Source organism: Enterococcus sp. M-BR2 (assembly GCF_056612775.1).
In genome coordinates this window covers 2216516-2238945 of record NZ_CM152743.1, presented here as the reverse complement: position 1 = coordinate 2238945, position 22430 = coordinate 2216516, and the positions used below count along the sequence as shown (strand labels likewise).

Annotated in this window: 23 protein-coding genes and 3 pseudogenes; 10 read left to right on the top strand and 16 right to left on the bottom strand. The window is 37.2% G+C overall.

What is annotated here, in order from left to right:
• The first annotated feature begins 64 nt into the window (after window positions 1-64).
• The 6 genes from AC1F25_RS10935 (at window position 65) to AC1F25_RS10910 (ending at window position 3583) form a co-directional block, all read left to right on the top strand.
• Window positions 65-1228: a GHKL domain-containing protein gene (locus AC1F25_RS10935; RefSeq protein ID WP_230078823.1), complete on the top strand. Its 1164-nt coding sequence runs from the start codon at window positions 65-67 to the stop codon at window positions 1226-1228.
• Between the two features lie 14 nt (window positions 1229-1242).
• Entirely contained in the window at window positions 1243-1995 is a 753-nt protein-coding gene (locus AC1F25_RS10930; protein ID WP_002309780.1) for a LytR/AlgR family response regulator transcription factor, read from the top strand.
• 91 nt (window positions 1996-2086) lie between these two features.
• On the top strand, window positions 2087-2686 hold the full coding sequence (locus AC1F25_RS10925) for an accessory gene regulator B family protein (RefSeq protein ID WP_002313964.1): 600 nt from the start codon (window positions 2087-2089) through the stop codon (window positions 2684-2686).
• Complete coding sequence (locus tag AC1F25_RS10920; protein ID WP_002335130.1) at window positions 2658-2810, top strand: cyclic lactone autoinducer peptide; 153 nt, start codon at window positions 2658-2660, stop codon at window positions 2808-2810. The genes AC1F25_RS10925 and AC1F25_RS10920 overlap by 29 nt, the downstream gene beginning before the upstream one ends.
• Before the next feature lie 205 nt (window positions 2811-3015).
• A complete protein-coding gene (locus AC1F25_RS10915) occupies window positions 3016-3369 on the top strand; it encodes a hypothetical protein (RefSeq protein WP_479994103.1) in 354 nt (117 codons plus the stop codon).
• Window positions 3341-3583, top strand: coding sequence for a hypothetical protein (locus AC1F25_RS10910; RefSeq protein WP_479994102.1), 243 nt, complete (start codon window positions 3341-3343; stop codon window positions 3581-3583). Before AC1F25_RS10915 ends, AC1F25_RS10910 begins: the two co-directional genes overlap by 29 nt.
• Window positions 3584-4094: 511 nt before the next feature.
• On the opposite strand, the gene AC1F25_RS10905 is transcribed toward AC1F25_RS10910, so the two are convergent.
• Window positions 4095-5054 carry an IS30 family transposase gene (locus AC1F25_RS10905; protein WP_002336308.1) on the bottom strand — a complete coding sequence of 320 codons (960 nt, stop codon included), beginning with the start codon at window positions 5052-5054 and terminating at the stop codon, window positions 4095-4097.
• Window positions 5055-5201: 147 nt separating this feature from the next.
• Here AC1F25_RS10905 and AC1F25_RS10900 point away from each other — a divergent pair.
• The 3 pseudogenes from AC1F25_RS10900 to AC1F25_RS10890 form a co-directional block, all read left to right on the top strand.
• Window positions 5202-5657, top strand: a pseudogene (locus AC1F25_RS10900) (transposase); the annotation flags it as partial.
• Window positions 5658-5998: 341 nt separating this feature from the next.
• Window positions 5999-6110, top strand: a pseudogene (locus tag AC1F25_RS10895) (AbrB/MazE/SpoVT family DNA-binding domain-containing protein); the annotation flags it as partial.
• Window positions 6104-6314, top strand: a pseudogene (locus AC1F25_RS10890) (hypothetical protein). The pseudogenes AC1F25_RS10895 and AC1F25_RS10890, both read left to right, overlap by 7 nt.
• On the opposite strand, the gene AC1F25_RS10885 reads toward AC1F25_RS10890, so the two are convergent.
• From AC1F25_RS10885 to treR, 10 genes are all read right to left on the bottom strand, one after another.
• Window positions 6270-6452: a hypothetical protein gene (locus AC1F25_RS10885; protein ID WP_047929631.1), complete on the bottom strand. Its 183-nt coding sequence runs from the start codon at window positions 6450-6452 to the stop codon at window positions 6270-6272. The pseudogene AC1F25_RS10890 and the gene AC1F25_RS10885 sit on opposite strands and share 45 nt — an antisense overlap.
• Before the next feature lie 168 nt (window positions 6453-6620).
• The gene (locus tag AC1F25_RS10880) at window positions 6621-7319 is read right to left on the bottom strand and encodes a hypothetical protein (protein WP_047929630.1); all 699 of its coding nucleotides are present in this window, start codon (window positions 7317-7319) and stop codon (window positions 6621-6623) included.
• Between the two features lie 91 nt (window positions 7320-7410).
• Window positions 7411-8010, bottom strand: coding sequence for a hypothetical protein (locus AC1F25_RS10875; protein WP_047929629.1), 600 nt, complete (start codon window positions 8008-8010; stop codon window positions 7411-7413).
• A 697-nt stretch (window positions 8011-8707) separates the two neighbouring features.
• On the bottom strand, window positions 8708-9082 hold the full coding sequence (locus AC1F25_RS10870; protein ID WP_002289815.1) for a hypothetical protein: 375 nt from the start codon (window positions 9080-9082) through the stop codon (window positions 8708-8710).
• A 116-nt stretch (window positions 9083-9198) separates the two neighbouring features.
• A complete protein-coding gene (locus AC1F25_RS10865; RefSeq protein WP_151669023.1) occupies window positions 9199-9681 on the bottom strand; it encodes a low molecular weight protein-tyrosine-phosphatase in 483 nt (160 codons plus the stop codon).
• 52 nt (window positions 9682-9733) lie between these two features.
• Window positions 9734-10312 (bottom strand): TetR/AcrR family transcriptional regulator, encoded by a 579-nt coding sequence (locus AC1F25_RS10860; RefSeq protein WP_002290530.1) that lies wholly within the window; start codon window positions 10310-10312, stop codon window positions 9734-9736.
• A 28-nt stretch (window positions 10313-10340) separates the two neighbouring features.
• Complete coding sequence (gene ruvB / locus AC1F25_RS10855) at window positions 10341-11342, bottom strand: Holliday junction branch migration DNA helicase RuvB (RefSeq protein WP_002309786.1); 1002 nt, start codon at window positions 11340-11342, stop codon at window positions 10341-10343.
• 12 nt (window positions 11343-11354) lie between these two features.
• Window positions 11355-11957 carry a Holliday junction branch migration protein RuvA gene (gene ruvA, locus AC1F25_RS10850; protein WP_002309787.1) on the bottom strand — a complete coding sequence of 201 codons (603 nt, stop codon included), beginning with the start codon at window positions 11955-11957 and terminating at the stop codon, window positions 11355-11357.
• A 168-nt stretch (window positions 11958-12125) separates the two neighbouring features.
• Window positions 12126-12572 (bottom strand): peptide-methionine (R)-S-oxide reductase MsrB, encoded by a 447-nt coding sequence (msrB, locus tag AC1F25_RS10845; protein ID WP_002309788.1) that lies wholly within the window; start codon window positions 12570-12572, stop codon window positions 12126-12128.
• 76 nt (window positions 12573-12648) lie between these two features.
• Window positions 12649-13362 (bottom strand): trehalose operon repressor, encoded by a 714-nt coding sequence (treR, locus tag AC1F25_RS10840; protein ID WP_002313961.1) that lies wholly within the window; start codon window positions 13360-13362, stop codon window positions 12649-12651.
• Between the two features lie 222 nt (window positions 13363-13584).
• Here treR and treP point away from each other — a divergent pair, with 222 nt between their 5' ends.
• Window positions 13585-15573: a PTS system trehalose-specific EIIBC component gene (gene treP / locus AC1F25_RS10835; RefSeq protein WP_479994101.1), complete on the top strand. Its 1989-nt coding sequence runs from the start codon at window positions 13585-13587 to the stop codon at window positions 15571-15573.
• A gap of 84 nt (window positions 15574-15657) precedes the next feature.
• On the opposite strand, the gene AC1F25_RS10830 is transcribed toward treP, so the two are convergent.
• From AC1F25_RS10830 to AC1F25_RS10810, 5 genes are read right to left on the bottom strand one after another with little or no spacing between them, the layout of a single operon-like run.
• Window positions 15658-16218 carry a Maf family protein gene (locus AC1F25_RS10830; protein WP_479994100.1) on the bottom strand — a complete coding sequence of 187 codons (561 nt, stop codon included), beginning with the start codon at window positions 16216-16218 and terminating at the stop codon, window positions 15658-15660.
• Window positions 16219-16238: 20 nt separating this feature from the next.
• A complete protein-coding gene (gene mutL, locus AC1F25_RS10825) occupies window positions 16239-18347 on the bottom strand; it encodes a DNA mismatch repair endonuclease MutL (protein WP_002309791.1) in 2109 nt (702 codons plus the stop codon).
• A gap of 17 nt (window positions 18348-18364) precedes the next feature.
• Window positions 18365-21010 carry a DNA mismatch repair protein MutS gene (gene mutS / locus AC1F25_RS10820; protein WP_479994099.1) on the bottom strand — a complete coding sequence of 882 codons (2646 nt, stop codon included), beginning with the start codon at window positions 21008-21010 and terminating at the stop codon, window positions 18365-18367.
• Entirely contained in the window at window positions 20994-21410 is a 417-nt protein-coding gene (locus tag AC1F25_RS10815) for a YlbF family regulator (RefSeq protein ID WP_002348044.1), read from the bottom strand. The genes mutS and AC1F25_RS10815 overlap by 17 nt, the downstream gene beginning before the upstream one ends.
• Window positions 21385-22182 carry a TIGR00282 family metallophosphoesterase gene (locus tag AC1F25_RS10810; protein ID WP_002290518.1) on the bottom strand — a complete coding sequence of 266 codons (798 nt, stop codon included), beginning with the start codon at window positions 22180-22182 and terminating at the stop codon, window positions 21385-21387. The genes AC1F25_RS10815 and AC1F25_RS10810 overlap by 26 nt, the downstream gene beginning before the upstream one ends.
• Window positions 22183-22430 lie beyond the last annotated feature (248 nt).

The following is a 22430-nucleotide window of genomic DNA, read 5'->3' as shown; positions in this document are numbered from 1 at the left end:
TTTGATGTGTAGTTTAAGTTTTAGAATACTTCGAGAAAAAAATAGAAAATTTATTGTTTTAAGTGTGATTAGTGCTGTAATTTTTTCACTTGTGTACTTACAGTTCGAATTATTTGCAACTGGTCTTTTGTGGGTCTATTTAATTGCAATGAACTTTTTTGTTGCCAAATCAACGGTACATAAATCTTTGATTTCAAGTAGTTCTGCAATTCTCATTGTTATATTTTCTGACTATCTAACTTTATTTATCAATCCTATGTTCAATGTAAATGTAGGAGAATATACCCGATTTTTTTATACGGTTATTGTAGCTTTATTACTTTCTTTTGCTTTTAGAAAGCTTGTAAATACGACTTCTTTGTTTGAGAATGATTTGTACATGCCGATGATTTCATTAATTGCAACAGGAACGTTTCTCATACACTTTATCGTAATTACGATGGAGCGCCATGTTACAAATCAACGAGAAATGGAAATGATCAATAGTTACTTCGTCATCGTGTATTCTCTTTTATCTCTTTTTTCTGCTTCAATTTTTGTTTTCAGTGCAAGAAAGTATTATAAAAATAAGGAAATTGAGAATTATTTACACTATCTTAAACAATATGCGACTGACATTGAAAAAAAGTATAGTGACCTTCGAGCATTTAAACACGATTATAAGAATATGTTAATTTCAATGGGAAATTATATCGAGCGAGGTAATCTTGAAGAACTTACGAAATACTTTAAACAGAATATTTTGGAAACATCAAAAACAATTTTTGATAATTCATTAGAACTATCGGAGTTAGGAAATCTAAAGGTAGTTTCTTTAAAGAGCATTTTTTTATCTAAACTCAATTCAGTGGATACAAAAAGAACTAAGGTATCAATTTTTGTTTTTAATGAAGTCGATTCTGTTGCTGTTGATGAATTAGTTTTAGTTCGCTCTCTTGGCATTATTTTAGATAATGCTGTAGAAGCAACCCGAATGGCGAAATCTGAAGGGTTTATTGAATGTGCCATTTTAAAAGATATGGGAAGTGTAAGTTTTATTATCTCAAACTCGGTATCTGAAAATTTACCACCTCTTCACCAGTTGAAGGTTTCAGGGTATTCAACAAAAGGATCGAATAGAGGTTTGGGTTTATCTAACCTTGATTCTATTGTTGCACACGAAGCCCATTTATCCCTAGAAACATCTATTCAGGACAATAAGTTTTGTCAAATTTTAACTGTTAATTAAGAAGGAGAATACAAATGCTAAAGATATTTATTTGCGAGGATAATAAGGATCAACGGCAATCAATTGAACGTATTGTAAAGAATTATTTGATGATGGTAGATTTAGATGCTCGATTAGAACTTTCTACTGATCTTCCAAACGATATTCTAAAGTGGAGAACGCAGGAACAACATGATTATTTATTTTTACTAGATATTGAACTAAATCATGAAATGAATGGGATAATCTTAGCATCTCAGTTAAGAGAAAGTTATCCGCATGCAAAAATTGTTTTCATCACCAGCCATACTGAGATGGCGTTTCTTTCTTTTTTGCATAAAGTTGAAGCTTTAGACTTCATTCAGAAAAAGAGTGAAGAGGAACTTAAACCAAAGATAATCGAAGTAATAAATACTACCGTTGATCGGATTAGTAAGTTTTCTCCTGATAAACGAGAATTTATCCTGATACGCAGTAATTACACAGACATCAAGCTTGTAATAGATGACATTTTATTTTTTGAAACAACACCTGTAGCTCATAAATTGAGTGTTCATTTGCTTAATCGGCAATTAGAATTTTATGCAAATATCAAGGACATTTCTGCTTACAACAGTGCATTTTATCGTTGTCACCAGTCTACTGTGGTTAATATTAACAATATTGAAGTAGTCAATACTAAAACAAAATTAATTCAAATGATTGATGGACAAAAATGTAATGTATCAGTACGTTATCTAAAAGGGTTACTATTTAAATTAAAAGAGAAGCAAAAAACATTATCTTAACACTTATGAAATGAAAACCGTTTCTTTTGAAAGTTTCGTTGTCGATTCAATTTCTGTATTATCATTGTTTTTGTAAGAGAGGAGCAATCCAATGGGAAATAGTATCGAAGAGAGATTATCTGATTTGCTTTTAAAAAAAATGGTAAACTATTTTGAATTCTCTAGAGAAGATTCTCTCAAAATTAATTATGGATTGACAATTCTAATTGTTAATTTATCTAAAGCGCTCGCCATATATCTAAGTGCTATTATTTTCGGGGTGTTTTTGGAAACGCTTTTATCTCATGTTACTTTTTGCATTTTGAGACATAATAACTATGGATTTCATTTTGAAAACAGCTTGATATGTACTCTCTTTGGGATTTTTAGTTTCCCTATCTCAGCTGTTCTTTTAAACTGGATGAATTTTAGGTTCTCTTTATTGGGGTTGGTTATTGTGTCGATTACTTTCATCGCTGTGACATGGCGGTTTGCTCCTTCATATACTAAATACGTTGGTAAGGATGTAGGAAATCACAGTCGCATAAAACCTCTCTTAACAACTATCAATATTCTAATTCTTTGTGTTTTATCACCTTTTACAGACCTAACGGTATTCATGGTTTGGGGAGTTTTTATCAGTAACTTATTGGTATTACTTAATGAATTAAAGAGGAGGTATCGTGTTGGTAAAAGTTTTAAAGTTGAATAGAGTTCTTTTAGGATGTTTAGCAACTCTAGCACTAAGTATTTTCAGTCATTCAATTCAAAATTGCTGTTTTTTAGCGACTTATGAACCTGATATGCCTGACGAGTTAAAAGAGATAGTTAAATAGACATAGGTTAAACGACAATTTATCAGAAGCAAAGATAATCTGTTAAAAAACTAGGTTGTTTTCTGAGCTTGTGTTCTATTTTATTAAATATTTATTCTTTATCAAATACTATTTTTTAGGATAATACTGAGGTGAAAAGAGGAATGAAAAAGAAATTTCTAGTCCTGAGATTTAGTTAAAAATTATATAATGAAGAGGTGTACTTATGTTAAAAACTGTGTCGAAAATTGTTGTTGCTACACTGGGTGTTTCTATTATTGGATCGACAGTTGTTCCAACTGTAACTGCTTCAGCGGCAGAGGTTCCAACATCCACTGCTACGACTACAAATTCAACTACATTACCGGTAACATTGAACCAAACATTGGGAGCATCTTCTATTTTAGATCAAAATGATTTTCAAAATTTTGAAATTATAGGAATTGACGAGAATGGAAATGAACATATTCTTGATCCAAACAGTCCTAATCTTCGATATACTTCGTCAATTATCTATATTGGTGTTAAAATAAGATATACATCAACAGCAGATGGTAAAAAATTTAATTGCAATGTTTAATAAAACTTATGGAATGGGAGCAATTGGAGATGCAATAGCAATCTTTTCAAGCGCTCTAGGTGGAATACCTGGTAGTATTGTTGGCGGTTTTGTAGGACTTGGCTTCAATGGCTTTAGAAGTCGTTGTAAAGAATCCATTACAGCTGTTCAGGCGCATCCTTCAGGTGGTGCAATTTATATGTATTTAGATCATGTAACTTGGAAAGCTTCCTAATTAATCGGTGCATTTAAAGAGAGGGTGTTTAGCGATGGCTAATAATAAGAAAAAGAGATATATAGGGTTGATTGGACTATATGTACTTTTGGTAATAGCATCTTCTCTAATACAGCAAATTAAGTATTATGGTTTGATTGCGTGGATTCTAATTGTCGTAACTATCCTATTAGTGATTGTTTTGTGGACATATTTGCTACGCAAAAATATCGTAAATGTAACATGGAAAAGTATGACGTATGATCCGCAATCTCATAGGAGCGAACGAATATTTTTGTGCAGTCTTGTTACATTAGTTTCACCTATACTTAGATTTCATGATATAACTTCTTACGATGTTATACTTTCAGTTATAGCGCTATTAGTTGCTGTTATTGGGTTCACATTAAATGAGCGACATCTAAGTAAAAAAAATGATTTTAGATAGTTTTAAGAAGTAAGTAAAAGAAATAAATCAAAAGGGTCAAAAACTTTTAAGTTTTTGATCTCTATTTTTTATTCATCTTAATTGTCAAATTAAGTTAGACAGATCATCAATACTTACGTAACTCAAAAATACTTCCAAAGGTGTTCGATAATCCAGTGATTTTCTAGGAATATTATTTCGTTTAGATGCGACAGATTGAATAAAAAATTCATCTACTGAATTGAAATCCATAGATTTCAATAAACCATCTCTACGTAACAATCCGTTAGAATTCTCGTTTAGGCCTCTTTGAGACGGCGTTCCTGGATCAGCGAAATAAATGGCAATATCATTGACATTACTGATCTGTTTCCAATTTGAAAATTCCTTTCCACAATCAAAAGTGATGGATTTGAATAGGTTTTTCGGTACAGATTCAAACCATTGATTTAATTTTTTTTCAATATCAATCGCTTGTCTACCACACGGTTTCAATGTGATGATAACTTTTGATAATCGTTCAACTAAGGTAATTACAGCACTTTTATGTTTCAGACCTACGATAGTGTCACCTTCAAGGTGACCAAACTCATTTGAGAATTGGCTATAATCCTTTTCACGTTCATGAATAGAGCGGCGGAAAGTTTGTTTTCCACGTCTTTCTTGATGTCCATTCGGTTTACGCTTGCCTTTCATCGGTAAGTCAGAAGAATCAAATAGCCCCTTTTTGAACATACGATAAATGGTACGAGCAGAACAACTAATAGGAAACGCTGCACGACCAACAATCACATCGGGTGTCCATCCTTGAACAACCTTTCTTTGAATATATTCTGATTGTTCCTCGGGTAAAACAAGCGGACGTCTACCACAGTTTGATTTGTTTTTCTTATACTGTTGATAATATTCTAAGGCTGATTTTCCTTGCTTGAAGAACAGATATACTTTATGGATCGTTTGTCTTGAACGATTCAAGCAATGGGCAGTTTTAGCAACAGATTGATTAATTTTGAAATAAGACTCTATTATTACAAGTTCATCCGTTGTAAGATGGGTATAGGTCATTTGTACTCACTCCTTATAATTCTTTGGTCGGAACTATTTTGAGTGTAGCACAAATGACTTTTTTAGTTGTCTAGCTTAATTTTACAATCGGCGTCATTATATTACTTAGCTAGAAATAAATTATCTACAGAGAAAAATAAACAATACATTCCTTCAGGAAAAGTGTATCTGTCACCTATAATCGACTGTTTTGACGGTGCGGTTATCAGTTGGACTATAAGTACAAAACCGAATGCTGAAATGGTCAATTCTATGTTAGACAACGCCGTGGCTACTTTGAGTCCAGGGAACTCTCCTATTGTTCATTCTGATCGTGGGGCAGCACATTATCGCTGGCCAGGATGGATTGAACGAATGAAACAAGGCAATTTAATTCGTTCAATGTCAAAGAAAGAATATTCTCCAGACAATTCAGCCTGTGAAGGATTTTTGGGTCGTCTTAAAAATGAATTTTTTTATGGTCATGATTGGAAATTGGTCTCTATTGATCAATTCATCGCTGAGTTAGACGAGTATATTCTTTGGTACAATCAGAAACAAATCAAATGCTCGCTGGTTGGACTTAGCTCGATAGATTATCGTAAACAGTTAGGTATTTTATAGAATAAAGGTGCAAGAAAACGTCCGCACCCCCTTTTCTACATTTTAACTTGGCCGTTTACAACATCTTCTCGTAGATAAGTTTAATTTATTTCTGTCTTTACGAAAAGATGTTTAAGATATGATACTAACATCACTAATATATTTCTATCAAGAAAATTTATCAGTATATTTGATGTAGTTTATTCTATTCCAATGGATATAGTTCCTCAAGTCGATTAGAAAGAATCATTGTATAATGAGGATTTAAGGGAGAAATCGGTTTGTAAGAAGCTTTTTTCTATCACTCTATTAACTAAATTTTATTAATAAATCAAATTAATCAGGGCACAATACTCGTAGTAAATTTAGAAAATGAGCTAACGATTGAACAGTTATTTGAAAATTACACTGACGAAAGAAATCACATGGTAATTCAAAAATTTAGGTGAAGCTATAGGTAATGAAAAATGGTGAGAAAACCTAGACAAGGTGATAATCTATTATTGAATACAGTTCCTCAATTTGGACATGAACAAACAGGAAAATTACTGTTAGATCAACTAACGACAATTGTTTATGAAAGTCAGAGCGTATATTTTTTTGGAAAGAGTGCATGAGAGTTTGGTTGAGAAGTTATTTGTGAAAGTTATAACAGTATTTCAAAAAGTAAGCCAATAAAAAGAAGACAGCTGGATAAATAAAATCAAATGACAATGATTTATCAATTTTACGGACCAAATGATTTTTAGGAACAAGTGCATCTAGCGAAATTTTGGCTTCTTCCATCCGACTATCCATTGTTTGTTTGGACATCATTATACATTCCTCCTCTAAAAGCAAACGTTTTCTTTAATTGTAACAGAAAAACTGTAGAACAAAGAAATTTTTTTCTTTGTCTACAGTCTACAAAAAACCCGCAACGCGGGTTTTTTATTTTGATACATTTTATATTCAGTAATATTAGCTAACTCTTACAAATATAAACTAATCCGTCGTTGAAGTACCAATGGCAACCATCCTCTTTTCTAAAGAGTCATAAATCGTCCACATATGCGCTCCACGGCATCCTCTCCCAGGTGTGAAATAACTAGACCAACTGTCATTCCAGCTATAGGCTACTAAGTTCTTTTTATTAGGGAACAAATAATTATTCAGCTCTAAATATTCTTCTTTTGTTACATAAAGTCCATAAGGCGTTTCAAAAAAAACCTTTTCATAAAGACTTTCTGGCTGAAGCATTTCTTCAAAATCGATGGGCGATGGAATCATTCGCTCTTTATTCAAATAAATTGGGTAACCAGCCACATGATCAAAAGATATCCAGTCGGTATGTACTAATCTCATTTTTATCGGCTTTTCCGTTCGCCAATAGTTATCTACAGTTCTTTTTAAACTCCGACGCTCACGAAAATATTCACGAAAAGTCATACCCGATGGTTTACCTTTCATTTTTTGCTGTAACCATTTTTGGAATATGAACTCTACAAACGGCGTAGGTTTACGTATAGTTTTTGTCCCTCTAACACCTTTATACCATTCATTATTTACATATTTCAGTAATATGATTGCAGCTTCTTGATGGCTATCTAATCCTTGATAATCTGATACAGATAAAATAACATAATCTAAATCTAGAATATACTTCTTGTATAATTGATCTGTTACCTCCTTCAAAAGTTTCATTTTGTCCTCCTCCGATTTTTACTACCTCTCGTTTCATTACATGAGGATTTTAAAGATGTAGATTCTCGCTATCTCACTATTATGAAGTAATTCAATCCAATACCAATATAGCATCAAAAACAGTAAATCGCTTTCTTTTTTCGTCATACACTGACCACACATAAGCGCCATCCCAATAACGACCATTATTATAATAATTCGTAAATTCATTATTCCAAAGGTAAATATGCAGATGATCTTTATCTGGGAAAAGACGATCATTCAACTGGTTAAATTCTTCTTCCGTTCCTGCCGCTCCTTGAGGCGCATCAAGAAAAGAAGTCCGATAGATACCATCCTCAGCCCAGAATGATTCAGGCGTGATTCTTTCCGCCTTCATCATTTCTTTATTCACATAAATAGGATACTCTTTCATCTTGTTAAAAAATCGGATATCCGTATAGTTGATTTTTTCTTCTCTGAATTCGTAAAGTTTTTGTGCATATATTTTTTTAGAAACTACGAGAAGCCTTTCGCTAATCCGCCATGACCTGGCAACACACAATCTATTTGAGTAATTGAGAAATTCTAAAACTGCCTCCTGATGACTATTTAGCCCGTCATACTCTTCTTCCTTGAAAAAAGCATACCGTAACACGGTCCAATCACGCTCCAAATAAAAATCAATACTTTCTTTTTCTAATAATTCCATCTTTTCTCTCCTTTTGTTCTTCTAACGGCACTCCTGATACACTAACAAATCTGACCCTTTCATCTGCTACGTCAATACATGTTTCTCTCGAATTTTATCTATCCATTTTTATTTTATCGCAACTATCAAGGCTTCTATTCCTATTATTTCTTTTTGAAGAAAAGATAGTTCTTGACTCATGGGAATCGCTTGATTTGTAAAAAAAGGTTGTGAAATCAGCGCCTTGGCTTAAGTATTAGAAAAGCAAAACAGCAAAATATAAGGAGCTATTTTACCGTTTTTTGCACTAATACCAAAGGGTAGCTGATTGCACAACGTATCTTTTTATAGTATAAAATTTTAGACAAATACATGATATAAAAATAAATTTCGCAAAAAAACTTAACAACTTTCGAAAACTTTCGTCACAAAATATTCACAACTAATGACTATTATATAAGCATACCAACAAACAACCCTAACAACACTTTTTCATTTTTAACTCCTTATCCTGCTAGCTCCCCGGCTAGCAGGACCTTTTTTTATCAAAAAAACTTGTCCCATACAATCGATTCAACTAATCAACCGAATGCTCTCATGCTGTGATACTCATCGTAAAACGTTTCGTTTTATCGATATCCGCTTAAAGCATTCGGTTATTTTTGATTAGTAATGATTGATGGTACAAGCTCATACGTGCTTTTCTATCTGGTATAAATTATTTTGATAACCGTTCCTGTTCTCCTGCTGGCGAAAGGATTGTTATTTTTTCAATTTGTTCTACGGGAACCATGCGGATCTGCTGCTCTTCGTTTTGTAGGCGGATCATTACTCGGTCTTTTTCGACCGTTTTTGTCGCCACCCAACCTGAGATCGTTTCATACTTGCTACTCAAACGATTCGCTCTTACTTGTAAGATAACTAAACTATGTTCAGTCGCAGCTTTTTGCAGCTCAAGAATAAACTTTCCTTGCAATCGTACATTCTTAGCATGTTCTTCAGTGTCATTTACAAAAGAATCAAAAAGTTGATACGAGGTATGAGTAACTAATTTCGTAAGCTTCTTCATTGGTGATACTGTCTCTTCGTTCATCGAATGCACTCCTCCTTTAGCTAAGAAAGTGTTACTTAATTAATCTTATTTTACCTAACATTTTACAAAAAAACAAGGAAATGCTCTAACGTCTCTAAAAAAAGAAAGCGCTAATCTTAGAAAGTGTTTGTTATTTTATTTTCATCCATCCAAATGTTCCACCAATGATCTAACCCTTCTGTGATCAATTGATATGTCTCATCAAAGTTATTGGTATAGTATGGATCAGGAACATTTTCTTTTTCTTTTCCAGGGATGCTACTTAAAAACAAATGGATTTTTTCCTGTGCTGATCGTGGTGCTCTTCTTTTCAGTTCTTCTACATTTTCTTGATCCATGCCAATGATCCAATCAAAAGTTTCAAAATCGTGGGGTGTGATTTGACGAGCAACCATATTCGTCATATCTACATTTTCTTGGTTTAATATTTTTTTCGTTCCAGGGTGCGGTGTCTTTCCAACTTCATACGTACTTGTAGCAGCAGAATCCACAAAAAACTCTGCTTCCTTTCCTTCTGATGCTACTCGTTTCTTCAACAAGCCTTCTGCCATTGGTGAACGGCAAATATTTCCCAAACAAACAAATAAAATTTTTGTCATTTTCCCATCTCCTTTTAACGATCATGGCTTTTTCAACGAAAGATTATTTCTATTACTGTTCTTCCAACTCTTCTTTTGCATAAAGACGATAAGAGTATAATTCCGTATCCTTAGCTAAACGGAAAAGCTGCATAGCGATTTCCATCGGTGTTTCTTCATATTCATTCGTGATCCAATTGACTAACACGCCGCTGCAACCGTAAGAAAAAAAACGAGCATAAAATAGTTTATCTTTTGCAGAAAGCTGTCTTTCTTCATCCATTTGCTCAAAAATCTTGATAAAAGATTTTTGGATTAGTTGAGAGAATTCTTTTTGTAAAATTTCTTGGTCAGAAAGCACAGTATTTGCGTAAAACTCTTTCTTTTCAGCAATTGCTTTCAGCATTTTCAATGCTTGCTCTTCCCAATTATCAAGAGTAAGACATTGCGGGTCTAAATAATGCAAGGCATCCTCACAATAGACCCAACGAAGCAAATCGTATTTATCTGTAAAATGATAATAAAATGTTTGACGATTGATTTTTGCTTCATTTGCGATTTTTTGGACGCTGATTTTTCGAAAAGATTGTGTTTGGCACAAATCAATCAATACGTTTTTGATCAATTGTTTCGTACGTGTTGTATCACTCATTCATTTTCCTCCAATCTAAAAGCAAAAATCACATATGATAGTCGTATCCGAAATGTTCATAAGCATAAGCCGTAGCCATTCGCCCTCTAGGTGTACGCTTTAAAAATCCTTTTTGGATCAAGTACGGTTCATACATATCTTCGACTGTTTCTCGTTCTTCTCCTATATTTACGGAAAGCGTGCTTAATCCTACGGGTCCGCCGCCATATAATTCGATCATCGTCCGTAACAATTTCTGGTCAACATAATCCAAACCAGCTTGATCGACTTGTAGCAAAGTAAGAGCCTGATCTGCTATAGGACGATCGATTTTCCCGTCTCCTTGAACTTGTGCAAAATCACGAACCCGTTTGAGTAAGCGATTCGCGATTCTAGGCGTTCCTCGCGATCGGCGAGCAATTTCCAATGCCCCTTCTTCAATGATCTCTGTTTGAAAAATATCCGAAGAACGTAAAACGATCTCCTGCAGATCCTGTTCGTCATAATATTCCATATGTGAAATGATGCCAAATCGATCGCGTAAAGGTGCAGAAAGCATACCTGCTCGCGTCGTCGCCCCAATCAAAGTAAAGGGAGGAAGAGGAAAATGGACCGGATGTGCGGTTGGTCCTTGTCCTACCATGATGTCTACATAAAAATCTTCCATGGCCGAATAAAGCATCTCTTCTACTACTCTAGGCAATCGATGGATCTCATCGATAAATAGGACATCCCCTGCTTCCAGTTCATTTAAGATCGCTACTAAATCACCCGGACGTTCGATAGCGGGGCCGCTTGTCGTACGAATGTTCACGTTCATCTCATTAGCAATGACCATAGCCATCGTCGTTTTCCCTAATCCAGGAGGCCCATACAACAGAACATGATCTAATGGTTCTTCCCGATTTCTGGCAGCTTCGATGTAGATCTGAAGCTCTTGTTTGACTTTTCTCTGCCCGATATACTGAGAAAGCAACTGCGGACGAAGAGATTTTTCCAAACTCAGTTCATTTTCGCCAGTTTCTGGTGATAACAAGTATTCATCTGTCATTTGGTCTCCTCCTTATTTTTTCATCATCAGCTTGAGTGCTTGGCGTAAATACTCATCCGTTGTCTGATTATCGACTTCTTTTAATTGTTTTTCTACACGTTTGATTTCTCTATCACTGTAACCAAGAGCTGAGAGAGCCTCCATTGCTTCAGATAGAGCGGTAGCGTCTTTTGTAGTTGCTTCATCGAATAGACTGAAGGGCGTATCGATACTCAGCTCACCAAATTTTCCTTTTAGATCCAAGATCATTTGTTGCGCCGTCTTCTTCCCTACCCCTGGAAATTTTGTCAAATAAGTGACATCACTGGATTCCACTGCTTGGATCAAACCGGAGTGGTCTTCACTTGCCATGATCGCAAGAGCACTTTTTGGACCGATTCCTGAAACACTGACTAATCGCAAAAACAGTTGTTTTTCTTCTAAAGAATCAAATCCATACAAAAGATGTGCATCTTCGCGGATCACCTGATGGACATAAATTTTTATTTTTTGATTTAGTTTGCTGCTGTAGCGGTAAGGATTTCCTAGTGCGATCTGGTAGCCGATACCATTGGTTTCTACTACTATGTAATAGGGGTTGATAAAGGTAACCACACCTGTCAGATATTCATACATATTCTAGTCCTCTTTCTTTTGCACACATACGTTCCCTTTATTGTAGCACATTTCACCTTGTGAAAAAAGGAGTCTGGGGAGCGTTTCTTTCAAATAGCAATCGCTTGAATAAAAAAGAGCGGACGATCGAGTGAATCCCCGTATTGTACCGCTCTTTTTATATTTTCATTATTCTACCAGTGATTTGTATTCGCCATAACCGAGTTCATCCATCTTTTCATAGGGAATGAATTTTAGTGAGGCAGAATTGATGCAGTAACGCAGACCGCCTTTATCTACTGGGCCATCGGTAAATACATGTCCGAGATGAGAGTTTGCTTCTTTGCTTCGGACTTCTATTCGATGCATGCCATGAGAAAAATCGGCTTTTTCACGTACTTGTCTTTTCGCTATTGGTTTGCTGAATGATGGCCAGCCACAACCAGCGTCATATTTTTCCGCAGAGCTAAATAACGGTTCGCCGCTGACGATATCGACGTAGATCCCTTTTTCGTAAAAATCATCGTATTTTCCGGTAAATGGACGTTCTGTTGCATTTTCTTGTGTGACTGCATAAGCCATCGGTGATAATTTTTCTTTCAGTTCTTCTTTTTCTGGTCTTGTTGGTTTATCCATTAAAAATGCCCCCTTTGTGTTCCTATCATAGCGCCAAAGCAGACAGATGCCAACAATTTGCTTTCTTTCGAATCATTTACACTTTTCGGCGCCGGGCAAACTCAACGAAACGGAATTTATCTAATCGGTGTACCGACTCAGAATACTCAAAACAGCGGGTATCTTCCAAATGAACAAGACTTCTGACGACTACTGCGTAAGTGTCATCGTGAAGATCCATCGTTGTTTTCATGATATCTGTTACTTCTTCTACTGTGATTTCCTTTTGTGCGTAAGCAATCGTTAAAGAAAGCTCATTTTCAAAATATTCATAGATCGACCCTTGTGCTTGTACTGGGGTTAAATGAAGAACGATCTCCTTTAATAGATAATCAGTATCTAATATAACCACTTCACCATCGATTTTTCTTTCGCGTATCAAATGCCAGACAGGTGCACCAATCTCCCAGCCAGTAATCTCATTCAGTGATTTTGTTACTTCTGTTTCTTCTAACGTATGAACGATCGTTTCACTTGGAATACGTTGGGTTTCCTGTAGCTCTTTATAGCTTGTCAGCCCAGAAATAGGAAAATCAAAGCGGTTTCGATCTAGTACGATCGACCCTTTTCCTTGTTTTTTTTGAATATATCCTTCCGTCGTCAAAAGATTCAGTGCTTTTCTAATTGTTTCTCGTGAAACACCGTAGATTTTGATCAATTGGTTCTCACTAGGCAAAAGCGAATGCGGAGGATATTCTTTCGCTAAAATTTTCTGTTCCAAATCTAAAAAAATTTCATTGAACTTGTTCATGTTTTTTCCCTCACTCGTTCTTCCATCATTTCTTCACTATACTACAGCTCTTTTTGTATTTCAATGTTCCTCTTTTTAAGAAAAGCTTATTTTATGCTTTTTAAAACGATATCATTTTTCTGGACGTTTTTGGATAAAACGCTTGCAATTCTTCCCGAAAAAAAGTATAGTAAACGAAGAAGTAACTTGCATAGACAAGTTAAAAGAAAGGGGTTTATTGATATGGCAAAGTATCAAGCAGATGCCGAGAAACTGCTACATGATATCGGCGGAAAAGAAAATATTGCTGCAGTTAGTCATTGTGCAACTCGTATGCGTTTTGTCCTAAATGATCTTGGAAAAGCAGATCAAAAAGCAATCGAAGATATTCCTAGTGTGAAAGGGATGTTCACGAATGCTGGGCAGTTCCAAGTCATCATAGGAAATGATGTTTCTACTTTTTATAACGACTTCGTTGCAGTATCCGGAGTTGAAGGGGTTTCTAAAGAACAAGGAAAAGCAGCAGCAAAACAAAACCTTCATCCCGTACAACGCGCCATTGCCGTCTTGGCAGAAATCTTTACACCACTGATTCCTGCAATTATCGTCGGCGGATTGATCCTTGGTTTCAGAAATGTACTTGAAGGTATCCAGTTTGAAAGTCTTGGTGGAACGATCGTTGAACACTCGCAATTTTGGAATGGCGTCAATGCCTTTTTATGGCTGCCAGGTGAAGCAATTTTCCATTTTCTTCCAGTAGGTATCACTTGGAGTATTGCGAAAAAGATGGGTACTACACAAATATTAGGAATCGTTTTAGGAATTACATTAGTTTCTCCGCAATTATTAAATGCTTATAGTGTAGCTTCCACAGCTGCAGCAGATATTCCATTTTGGGATTTTGGTTTTGCTCAAGTCCAAATGATCGGTTATCAAGCACAAGTTATTCCAGCTATGCTGGCAGGGTTTATGTTAGCGTATCTAGAGATCTTCTTCCGCAAATATATCCCTCAGTCGATTTCAATGATCTTTGTTCCATTGTTTTCATTGTTACCAACTGTTTTAGCTGCTCACGTTATTTTAGGTCCTATCGGTTGGACAGTCGGAAGCTGGATTTCAACTATCGTAAATACCGGGTTGACGTCTTCTATCAGCTGGTTGTTTAGTGCTGTATTCGGGTTCCTGTATGCACCTTTAGTAATTACTGGTCTCCACCATATGACCAATGCGATTGATATGCAGCTGATTGCAGATTTCGGATCAACGAATTTATGGCCGATGATTGCTTTATCAAATATCGCCCAAGGCTCTGCAGTCTTAGCCATCGTCTTCTTGCATCGTGGAAACAAAAAAGAAGAACAAATCTCGATTCCAGCAATGATTTCTTGTTACTTAGGCGTAACTGAACCTGCTATGTTCGGGATCAATTTGAAATACGTCTATCCTTTCGTCGCAGCAATGGTCTGTTCTGGATTAGCTGGCATGTTTGCCAACTTGATGGATGTTCGAGCAAACGCGATCGGAGTAGGTGGGTTACCAGGAATACTAGCTATCCAAGCAGAAACATGGGTACCTTTCATCATCGCAATGATCATCGCTATCATCATTCCATTTGGCTTGACGATCGTCTTTAGACGCCAGGGAATCTTGAATAAGATTGATCCTGCTGTTCCTGAAAATGCTGCTGATGTACAGCTTCAAACAGCGAATGGTGCAACAGCAATGCCACAGTCTTTTGAACCTGTTTCAGCAACTGGTACGGCAGTTGCAACAAAAGAAACATTATTCGCAGTGGCTGCTGGGAACATCAAGGAAATTACTGAAGTAAATGACCCAGTTTTCTCACAAAAAATGATGGGTGACGGTTATGCTGTCGAACCGTCAAATGGCAAAGTCTATGCACCAGTAAATGGTAAAGTGACGAGTGTTTTTGAAACAAAACATGCCATTGGTATTCTTTCTGATGAGGGGCTGGAAGTACTCGTTCACATGGGATTAGATACCGTTGAACTAAAAGGCGTTCCTTTCACTGTATTCGTGAAAGAAGGAGATCTTGTCACACCAGAAACTCTGATTGCTGAAATGGAATTGCCAGAAATAGAACAAGCTGGTAAGAAAACTGACATTATTGTTGCTTTAACTAATAACGAAAAAGTTGCTGGTCTATCCCTTGACCAATCAGGACTTGTTCGCCCAGGCGAAGCAGTCGGTAACGCTGAAGTAAAATCTTAGTCAGAGTAGATAAGTAATCTTTTCAATAAAAAAGACGGGCTATCATGGATTTCAATCGAAAATCAGATAGTCCGCTTTTTTTGTTTAATTGAATGTTTTCAGTGCCTGATTGACAGCACCAATCGGAAACCCTACGATACTGTAGTAATCTCCAGAAATTTCTTTGACGAATACACTGGCAGCATTTTGGATGCCGCATGCCCCTGCTTTATCCGCATAGTCTCCCGTCTCCAAGTAACGATTGATTTCTTCATCTGTCAGTGGATAAAAAGTGACATGTGCTTCTGCTAGTATTCGTTCTTCTCGCTCCTTTGTTTTTAAAACAACTGCTGTGTATACAGTATGTGTTTCCCCGCTTAATTTTTTCAACATGACTTCAGCCTCAGCCATATCTTCTGGTTTACCCATGATCTCCTGGTTGAGAACAACAGTCGTGTCGCTAGCAATCACTAAGCTGTCTTTCTTTTCTTTTTGTTCCCAAACAGTTCGTGCTTTTTCTTCAGCCATTCTGCGTACATAATCGACTGGCAGTTCGTCTGGAAATGGCGTTTCATCAATATCAGCAGGTTCGATCTCGAATTCTGAAACGATGTGAGCCAATAACTCTTTTCTTCTTGGTGATTGGGACGCTAGTATAATCTTCATGTTTCCCTCTTCTCTCTGACTTAATGCGGATCTTGGATCCGTTTGAACATTCTTTCCATATCCGAGTTGGTAAAGTGAATCAATACTGGGCGGCCATGGGGGCAATTGAATGGATTTTCGCATTGTGCTAAATCTTTCAGCAGCACACGTGCTTGTGCTTCATTCAAATAATGGTTGGCTTTGATCGATCGTTTACAGCTCATCATGATTGCTGTTGCTTCACGGAATTTTTTTACGCTCACACTTCCTGTCGTCAATAGCATGTCGATCATCTCGCGAATAATCGATTCTTCTTCACCATTGGGATACCAAGTAGGATGGGCCCGTACAATAAAGCTGTTTTGACCAAATTCTTCTAAATAAATCCCTGCATCTTCTAGCAAATGCTTTTGCTCTTTTAGTTTCAAAGCATCACTGTTTGGATAGTCCAACACAAATGGAACAAGTAATTCTTGTAGATCATCAGATACTTCCCCAATTTTTTCCCGGAAATATTCATATTTGATACGCTCTTGAGCAGCATGCTGATCGATGATGTACAATCCGTCGCTACTTTGGGCAAAAAGATACGTTCCGTGCATCTGTCCAAAATATTCCAATTGAGGAAAACGTTGAACTGGTGTTTCCGTTTCTAGTTTCTTGATCGCTTGTTCTAATGTTTTGTCGTTTCCGTGAGTGAAATCAAATTCAGGATGCAGTGTCAATTCTTCCTCGTAAATCTGTTCATTCTCTTCTAAGGATATATCTATCTGTTCTTTATTTGTTTCTTTCGTGTTATCCACAGTAGGAATTTCTTTCTTTTCAGATTTTTCCACTGTTTTTTCTACAAAGTTATCAACATTTTCACCAAACTTATCCACCGTTTTCGCTGTTTTTTCTGGATAACTAGTGTTTCCTTCAGAAAAGCCAGAAAAGTTTTCAACATTTTCCACAGACTTATCAACAGATCTGTCAACAAATGTGCTCTTTGGTTCTTCTACAAAAAAGGTTCCTGTCTCTCGGTCAAAATTCAAACTACTTGGCTTTTTAGGTTTTTCTTCTTCAAAAGCATAGGACAAATCGATTTCGATTTGTTCCGTTTTAGGCTGATCTGGTACTTTTTTCTTGAACCGTAGATTATCCGCGGCACTTGGAATCAGGTTTTCTTGTGACAATGCTTTTTGAATAGCGTTACTAATTAGCTCTGTTAGTTCTTTTTCCTTCGACAACCGGACTTCCTGCTTCGTCGGATGGACATTTACATCGACTAAAAGCGGGTCCATCTTGATTTCCAATATAGCAATAGGAAAACGGCCGACCATTAATTTTGATCCATAACCTGCAACGATTGCTTTATTTAAGGAAAAATTCTTGATAAAACGTCCATTGATGATCGTCGATAAGTAATTCCGACTGGCACGAGTCACCTCTGGCAATGAAACATAACCAAATAACTCAAAATCTAGATCTTTTCCTTCGATTTTCAACATTTTTTTAGCGGTAGATAATCCGTAGATTCCCGCAATCGTTTGTTTCAGATCGCCATTTCCAGCAGTTGCCAACATTTTGTTTCCATCATGTACTAAACGAAAAGCAATTGTTGGATGACTTAATGCCAGACGATTGACGATGTCCCCGATGTTCGCTAATTCTGTATGCAGTGTTTTCACGTATTTCAAGCGGGCTGGCGTATTGAAGAACAGGTTGCTGACGGTAATCTTCGTTCCTTGACGCAGAGGTGCTGGCCGATGCTCCATGACCTCGCCACCTTTGAGCAAAAGATAAGTACCTTGTTTTTCTTCCTGATTCGCCGTTTCCAGAATCATCTCAGAAACAGAGGCAATACTTGGCAAAGCTTCCCCTCGAAAGCCCAGCGTTCGTATGCGAAAAAGATCGTCACGATTATGGATCTTACTTGTCGCGTGCCGCTTGAAGGCATTCTCTACGTCGTCTGCCAAAATGCCTTCTCCGTTATCAATCACTTGGATCGTCCGCAGTCCCGCTTCTTCAACTAAGATATCAATCTGAGTACTACCGGCGTCAATTGCATTTTCCACTAATTCTTTCACGACAGAAGCTGGTCGTTCCACTACTTCTCCCGCAGCGATCTGATTAGCTAAACGTTCAGATAATTCTTGGATTTTGGCCATCGATATCCGCCTTCTTCCTACAGTTGTTTTTGTAATTCATATAATGTGTTTAGTGCATCCATTGGCGTCATTTCTAGTAAATTTATTTGCTTCAGTGATTCAATGACTTCTGTTTCATTTTCGGATAATTCACCGAATAAAGAAAGTTGTTGGGTTTCTTCTTTGACACTGTCTTGTATAGGGTCTTGGTTTACTTTTTCTGCAGGTGGTTTTATTTGCTCCTGTTTGGCTGTTTTAGTCTTCTCTCCTATTTCAGCTGGAACAGTATGGTGTCCGTTATCGCCATTTTCTAGCGTATGCAGGATATCTGCTGCTCGCTCAAGTAGATTGGCAGGCAATCCTGCGATTTTTGCCACATGTATACCATAGCTTCTATCCGCAGGTCCATCCATCATTTTATGCAAGAAGACAACTTCTCCGTCTTTTTCAACAGCTCCAACATGGACATTTTTAAGCTGCGGAAGTTCTTTTTCAAGTACCGTCAGTTCATGATAATGGGTAGAAAAGAGTGTTTTTGCTTGTACATGACGATGGATATATTCGATGATTGCTTGGGCCAACGCCATTCCGTCATAGGTTGCTGTTCCTCGCCCGAGTTCGTCAAACAAAATTAAACTGTTTGGCGTCGCATAACGTAGGGCTTGATTGGCTTCCATCATCTCTACCATAAAAGTACTTTGTCCAGCAATTAAGTCGTCACTTGCACCAATTCGGGTAAAAATCCGATCAAAAATAGGTAAAATTGCTTGTTTTGCCGGAACGAAACAGCCCATTTGCGCCATCAGAACAGTTAATGCCAACTGGCGCATATACGTACTTTTACCAGACATATTCGGTCCTGTGATCAGCAAAATCATTTCGTCTTCTGCCATTTCTACGCTGTTAGGGATATATTCCTGATGTCCTAATACTTTTTCTACTACAGGATGTCGTCCGTCTTTGATCAGAAGCTGATGCTTGTCACTGACAAGTTCTGGCCGAACATACTGATAGCGTTCGCTGATTGTTGCAAAACTTTGTAGCACATCTACTGCGCTGATTGCTTTTGCAAGTACTTGTAGCGGTTGGATAGCCTTTTTGACTTCTTCTCTCACAGCTAAAAACAACTGATATTCTAAATCAACAGATTTTTCTTCTGCTTCGAGGATTTGTGTCTCCAATTCTTTTAGTTCTGGTGTGATGAAACGCTCTGCATTTGCTAAGGTTTGTTTTCGTTCATACTTCTCCAGTTCTGCATTCCCAAGATTTGCTTTTGTGATTTCTATATAATAACCGAAAACGCGGTTAAATCCGATTTTTAAGTTCTTGATTCCTGTTTCTTGACGCTCTTTTGCTTCAAGTTCTGCTAGCCACTTCTTTCCGTTTCTCATAGCAGAACGGTACGTATCGAGCTGCTCATTGAATCCATCTTTGATGATGTTTCCTTCCGTTATTTGTAACGGCGGATCATCTTGGATAGCTTGGTCAATCAATTGGACGAGATGGTCCATCGGTTGCATTTCTGAAAGCAGACTTTGCCATTGACCTTGATCAATTCCTTCAATCAACCCTCTGATCATTGGCACTTGTTCTAAAGAAGTTTTCAACTGGATCAAGTCTCGCCCATTGACATTACCGAAAGCTACTCGACCTGCTAGGCGTTCCAGATCATAGACTTTCGTTAATGCTGACTGCAAATCGATACGTTCAAAATAACTGTCTAGCAAAGAAGCGACCACTTCTTGTCTTGCTTTAATTTGTTTTGCCTGGATAAGCGGACGGTCTAGCCATTGTTTTAGTAAGCGGCCACCCATTGCTGTTTTTGTTTCATCTAATAACCATAGAAGGGTGCCGTGCTTTTTCCCAGTCCGAATAGATTGGCTTAATTCTAGGTTGAATTTTGAATAATAATCCATTTTCAAAAAATGATCTGGTTGGTATTCTACTGCTTTTTGGATATGAGCTAAACTCCGCTTTTGTGTCACCGCTAAATAAGTCAATAGTTTACCAGTTGCTTCTTTTTCCAGCGGATCGACTAGTTCACTTGTCAAAAAGCTAAATTCGGCATTTTCTTCCATTTCATTTTGTTGAGAAAAGACTAGCCCTAAACGCCCGCTTAGCTGTTCACGAAGGGTATCAGTGATCTCACTACCTAATACGAGTTCTTTTGTCTGCAATGCAGAGGCTTCATTTAAAACAGCTTCTTCATCATGCAACCGAGCCGTCTTCAATTCTCCCGTACTTAGATCGGCATAAGCAAAGCCAAATTCATTTCCTTGACTAACTACAGCTGTTAAAAAATTGTTGTCTTTTGCCGACAATCCTTTGCTGTCCATGACTGTACCAGGAGTGACTAGCTGAATCACTTCGCGCTTGACCATCCCTTTAGTCGTCTTTGGATCTTCTACCTGCTCGCAAATTGCTACTTTATAGCCTTTTTCAATCAAGGTATCGATATATCCTTGTGCTGCATGGTGAGGTACACCGCACATAGGAATAGGTTCTTCTGCATTTCGATTTCTGCTCGTCAACGTTAATTCCAAAAGCTGTGATGCCTTGATCGCATCTTCATAAAATAATTCATAAAAGTCTCCTAAACGATAGAACAAAAAAGCATCTTGGTATTGTGCCTTGATGCTTAGATATTGTTCCATCATAGGAGTGTTTTTAGTTTTTTGAGGCATGTTTTTCCTCCTCTATTTGTCCATTGATTTCTTCTTGTATCATCGTTGTTAAATGATGAAGCAGATCATCTGCTTCCAACAGCTGTTTTCTATAAGCTATAACAAGCGGATGCTGATCAAATTCTTTCATGAATTGATCCGCTCGCTTGATTGCTTCTTGTTCTGCTGCTGGTTTGTCATAGTGGGCAAAATGAACAGCTTCTTTTTGCGCTTGTTTGATTTTCTCTCTCAACTCAGCTAAATACTGGTTTTGCTGGATCTTTTCTTCAAGTGCTTTGTAGCGAATGATCGTTTCATTTTCTCTTAAAAGTTTTGTCAGTTTCCTTACTTCTTTTTGAATTTCCGGCTCCTGCTGCAAAAAACTGCCTCTCTTTCTACTCCATGAACGGTCGATCCTCATTGATTTGAATCAGCTGGATTTCTTTTGCATGACCTGTCGTATCATCCAATTCTAAGATACAGCCGCTTAAAATCGATCGGCCTTGTTCGACAACTTCAAAACGTTTTGGTAATGCGGTCAGAAACTTTTCGATCACAGGTTCTCTGCGCATACCCAAAATACCATCGTAGGGTCCTGTCATCCCAACGTCTGTCAGATACGCTGTACCTTTTGGCAAAATTCGCGCATCATTTGTCTGGACATGTGTATGTGTACCGACCACTGCTGAAACTTTCCCATCTAAAAACCAGCCCATCGCTTGTTTTTCACTTGTTGTTTCTCCATGAAAATCTACAAAAATGATTGGCGTACGTTTCCTAGCTTCTTCTACTAGTTCCTTCATTTTACGAAAAGGATCATCCAAGTCCACCATGAAAGAACGAGCTTGCATGTTGATTACTGCCAATTCGATCTGATTCACTTTGACAAAGACCATCCCTTGTCCAGGCGTCCCTTCCGGAAAATTTGCCGGCCGAACCATCTTTTTGGCTTCATTTACAAACTCAAAAATCCCGCGGTTGTCCCACGTATGATTTCCCATCGTCACGACATCTACACCGTCTTGCAAAAATTTTTTATAGATTTTTTCTGTGATTCCACGTCCAGAAGCGGCATTCTCACCATTTACGATCGTTACTTGCGGACGATACTTCTTCTTCAACCTAGGAAGATATTCAGTAATCATCTCTCGTCCCATTGAACCTACTACATCACCAATAAACAATACCCGCACACTAAATTCCTCTTCTCTTTTAACATCACTCTATATTATAGTTGTTTTCAATAAGAAAGAAAAGGTCAAACAAAAGGAACACTTTCCTGATATTTCTTAGATTTGAAAAATAAAATAAATAAATGGGACTGTGGCAAAAATCTTGTCACAGTCCCATTTCCCGAATAAACGTTGTTCCATCTGCTGCTTCTTCAGAAATAAGCCGAAATTTTTCAAAAATTTGAGAAACAATTTTCATAAATCTGTTC

Bases quoted from the DNA above. Each gene is read 5' to 3' on its own strand.
- AC1F25_RS10930 (WP_002309780.1), top strand. From the start codon at position 1,243: ATGCTAAAGATATTTATTTGCGAGGATAATAAGGATCAACGGCAATCA.
- AC1F25_RS10925 (WP_002313964.1), top strand. From the start codon at position 2,087: ATGGGAAATAGTATCGAAGAGAGATTATCTGATTTGCTTTTAAAAAAA.
- AC1F25_RS10915 (WP_479994103.1), top strand. From the start codon at position 3,016: ATGTTAAAAACTGTGTCGAAAATTGTTGTTGCTACACTGGGTGTTTCT.
- AC1F25_RS10910 (WP_479994102.1), top strand. From the start codon at position 3,341: ATGGTAAAAAATTTAATTGCAATGTTTAATAAAACTTATGGAATGGGA.
- AC1F25_RS10905 (WP_002336308.1), bottom strand. From the start codon at position 5,054: ATGACCTATACCCATCTTACAACGGATGAACTTGTAATAATAGAGTCT.
- AC1F25_RS10885 (WP_047929631.1), bottom strand. From the start codon at position 6,452: ATGATGTCCAAACAAACAATGGATAGTCGGATGGAAGAAGCCAAAATT.
- AC1F25_RS10880 (WP_047929630.1), bottom strand. From the start codon at position 7,319: ATGAAACTTTTGAAGGAGGTAACAGATCAATTATACAAGAAGTATATT.
- AC1F25_RS10875 (WP_047929629.1), bottom strand. From the start codon at position 8,010: ATGGAATTATTAGAAAAAGAAAGTATTGATTTTTATTTGGAGCGTGAT.
- AC1F25_RS10870 (WP_002289815.1), bottom strand. From the start codon at position 9,082: ATGAACGAAGAGACAGTATCACCAATGAAGAAGCTTACGAAATTAGTT.
- AC1F25_RS10865 (WP_151669023.1), bottom strand. From the start codon at position 9,681: ATGACAAAAATTTTATTTGTTTGTTTGGGAAATATTTGCCGTTCACCA.
- AC1F25_RS10860 (WP_002290530.1), bottom strand. From the start codon at position 10,312: ATGAGTGATACAACACGTACGAAACAATTGATCAAAAACGTATTGATT.
- ruvB (WP_002309786.1), bottom strand. From the start codon at position 11,342: ATGACAGATGAATACTTGTTATCACCAGAAACTGGCGAAAATGAACTG.
- ruvA (WP_002309787.1), bottom strand. From the start codon at position 11,957: ATGTATGAATATCTGACAGGTGTGGTTACCTTTATCAACCCCTATTAC.
- msrB (WP_002309788.1), bottom strand. From the start codon at position 12,572: ATGGATAAACCAACAAGACCAGAAAAAGAAGAACTGAAAGAAAAATTA.
- treR (WP_002313961.1), bottom strand. From the start codon at position 13,362: ATGAACAAGTTCAATGAAATTTTTTTAGATTTGGAACAGAAAATTTTA.
- treP (WP_479994101.1), top strand. From the start codon at position 13,585: ATGGCAAAGTATCAAGCAGATGCCGAGAAACTGCTACATGATATCGGC.
- AC1F25_RS10830 (WP_479994100.1), bottom strand. From the start codon at position 16,218: ATGAAGATTATACTAGCGTCCCAATCACCAAGAAGAAAAGAGTTATTG.
- mutL (WP_002309791.1), bottom strand. From the start codon at position 18,347: ATGGCCAAAATCCAAGAATTATCTGAACGTTTAGCTAATCAGATCGCT.
- mutS (WP_479994099.1), bottom strand. From the start codon at position 21,010: ATGCCTCAAAAAACTAAAAACACTCCTATGATGGAACAATATCTAAGC.
- AC1F25_RS10815 (WP_002348044.1), bottom strand. From the start codon at position 21,410: ATGAGGATCGACCGTTCATGGAGTAGAAAGAGAGGCAGTTTTTTGCAG.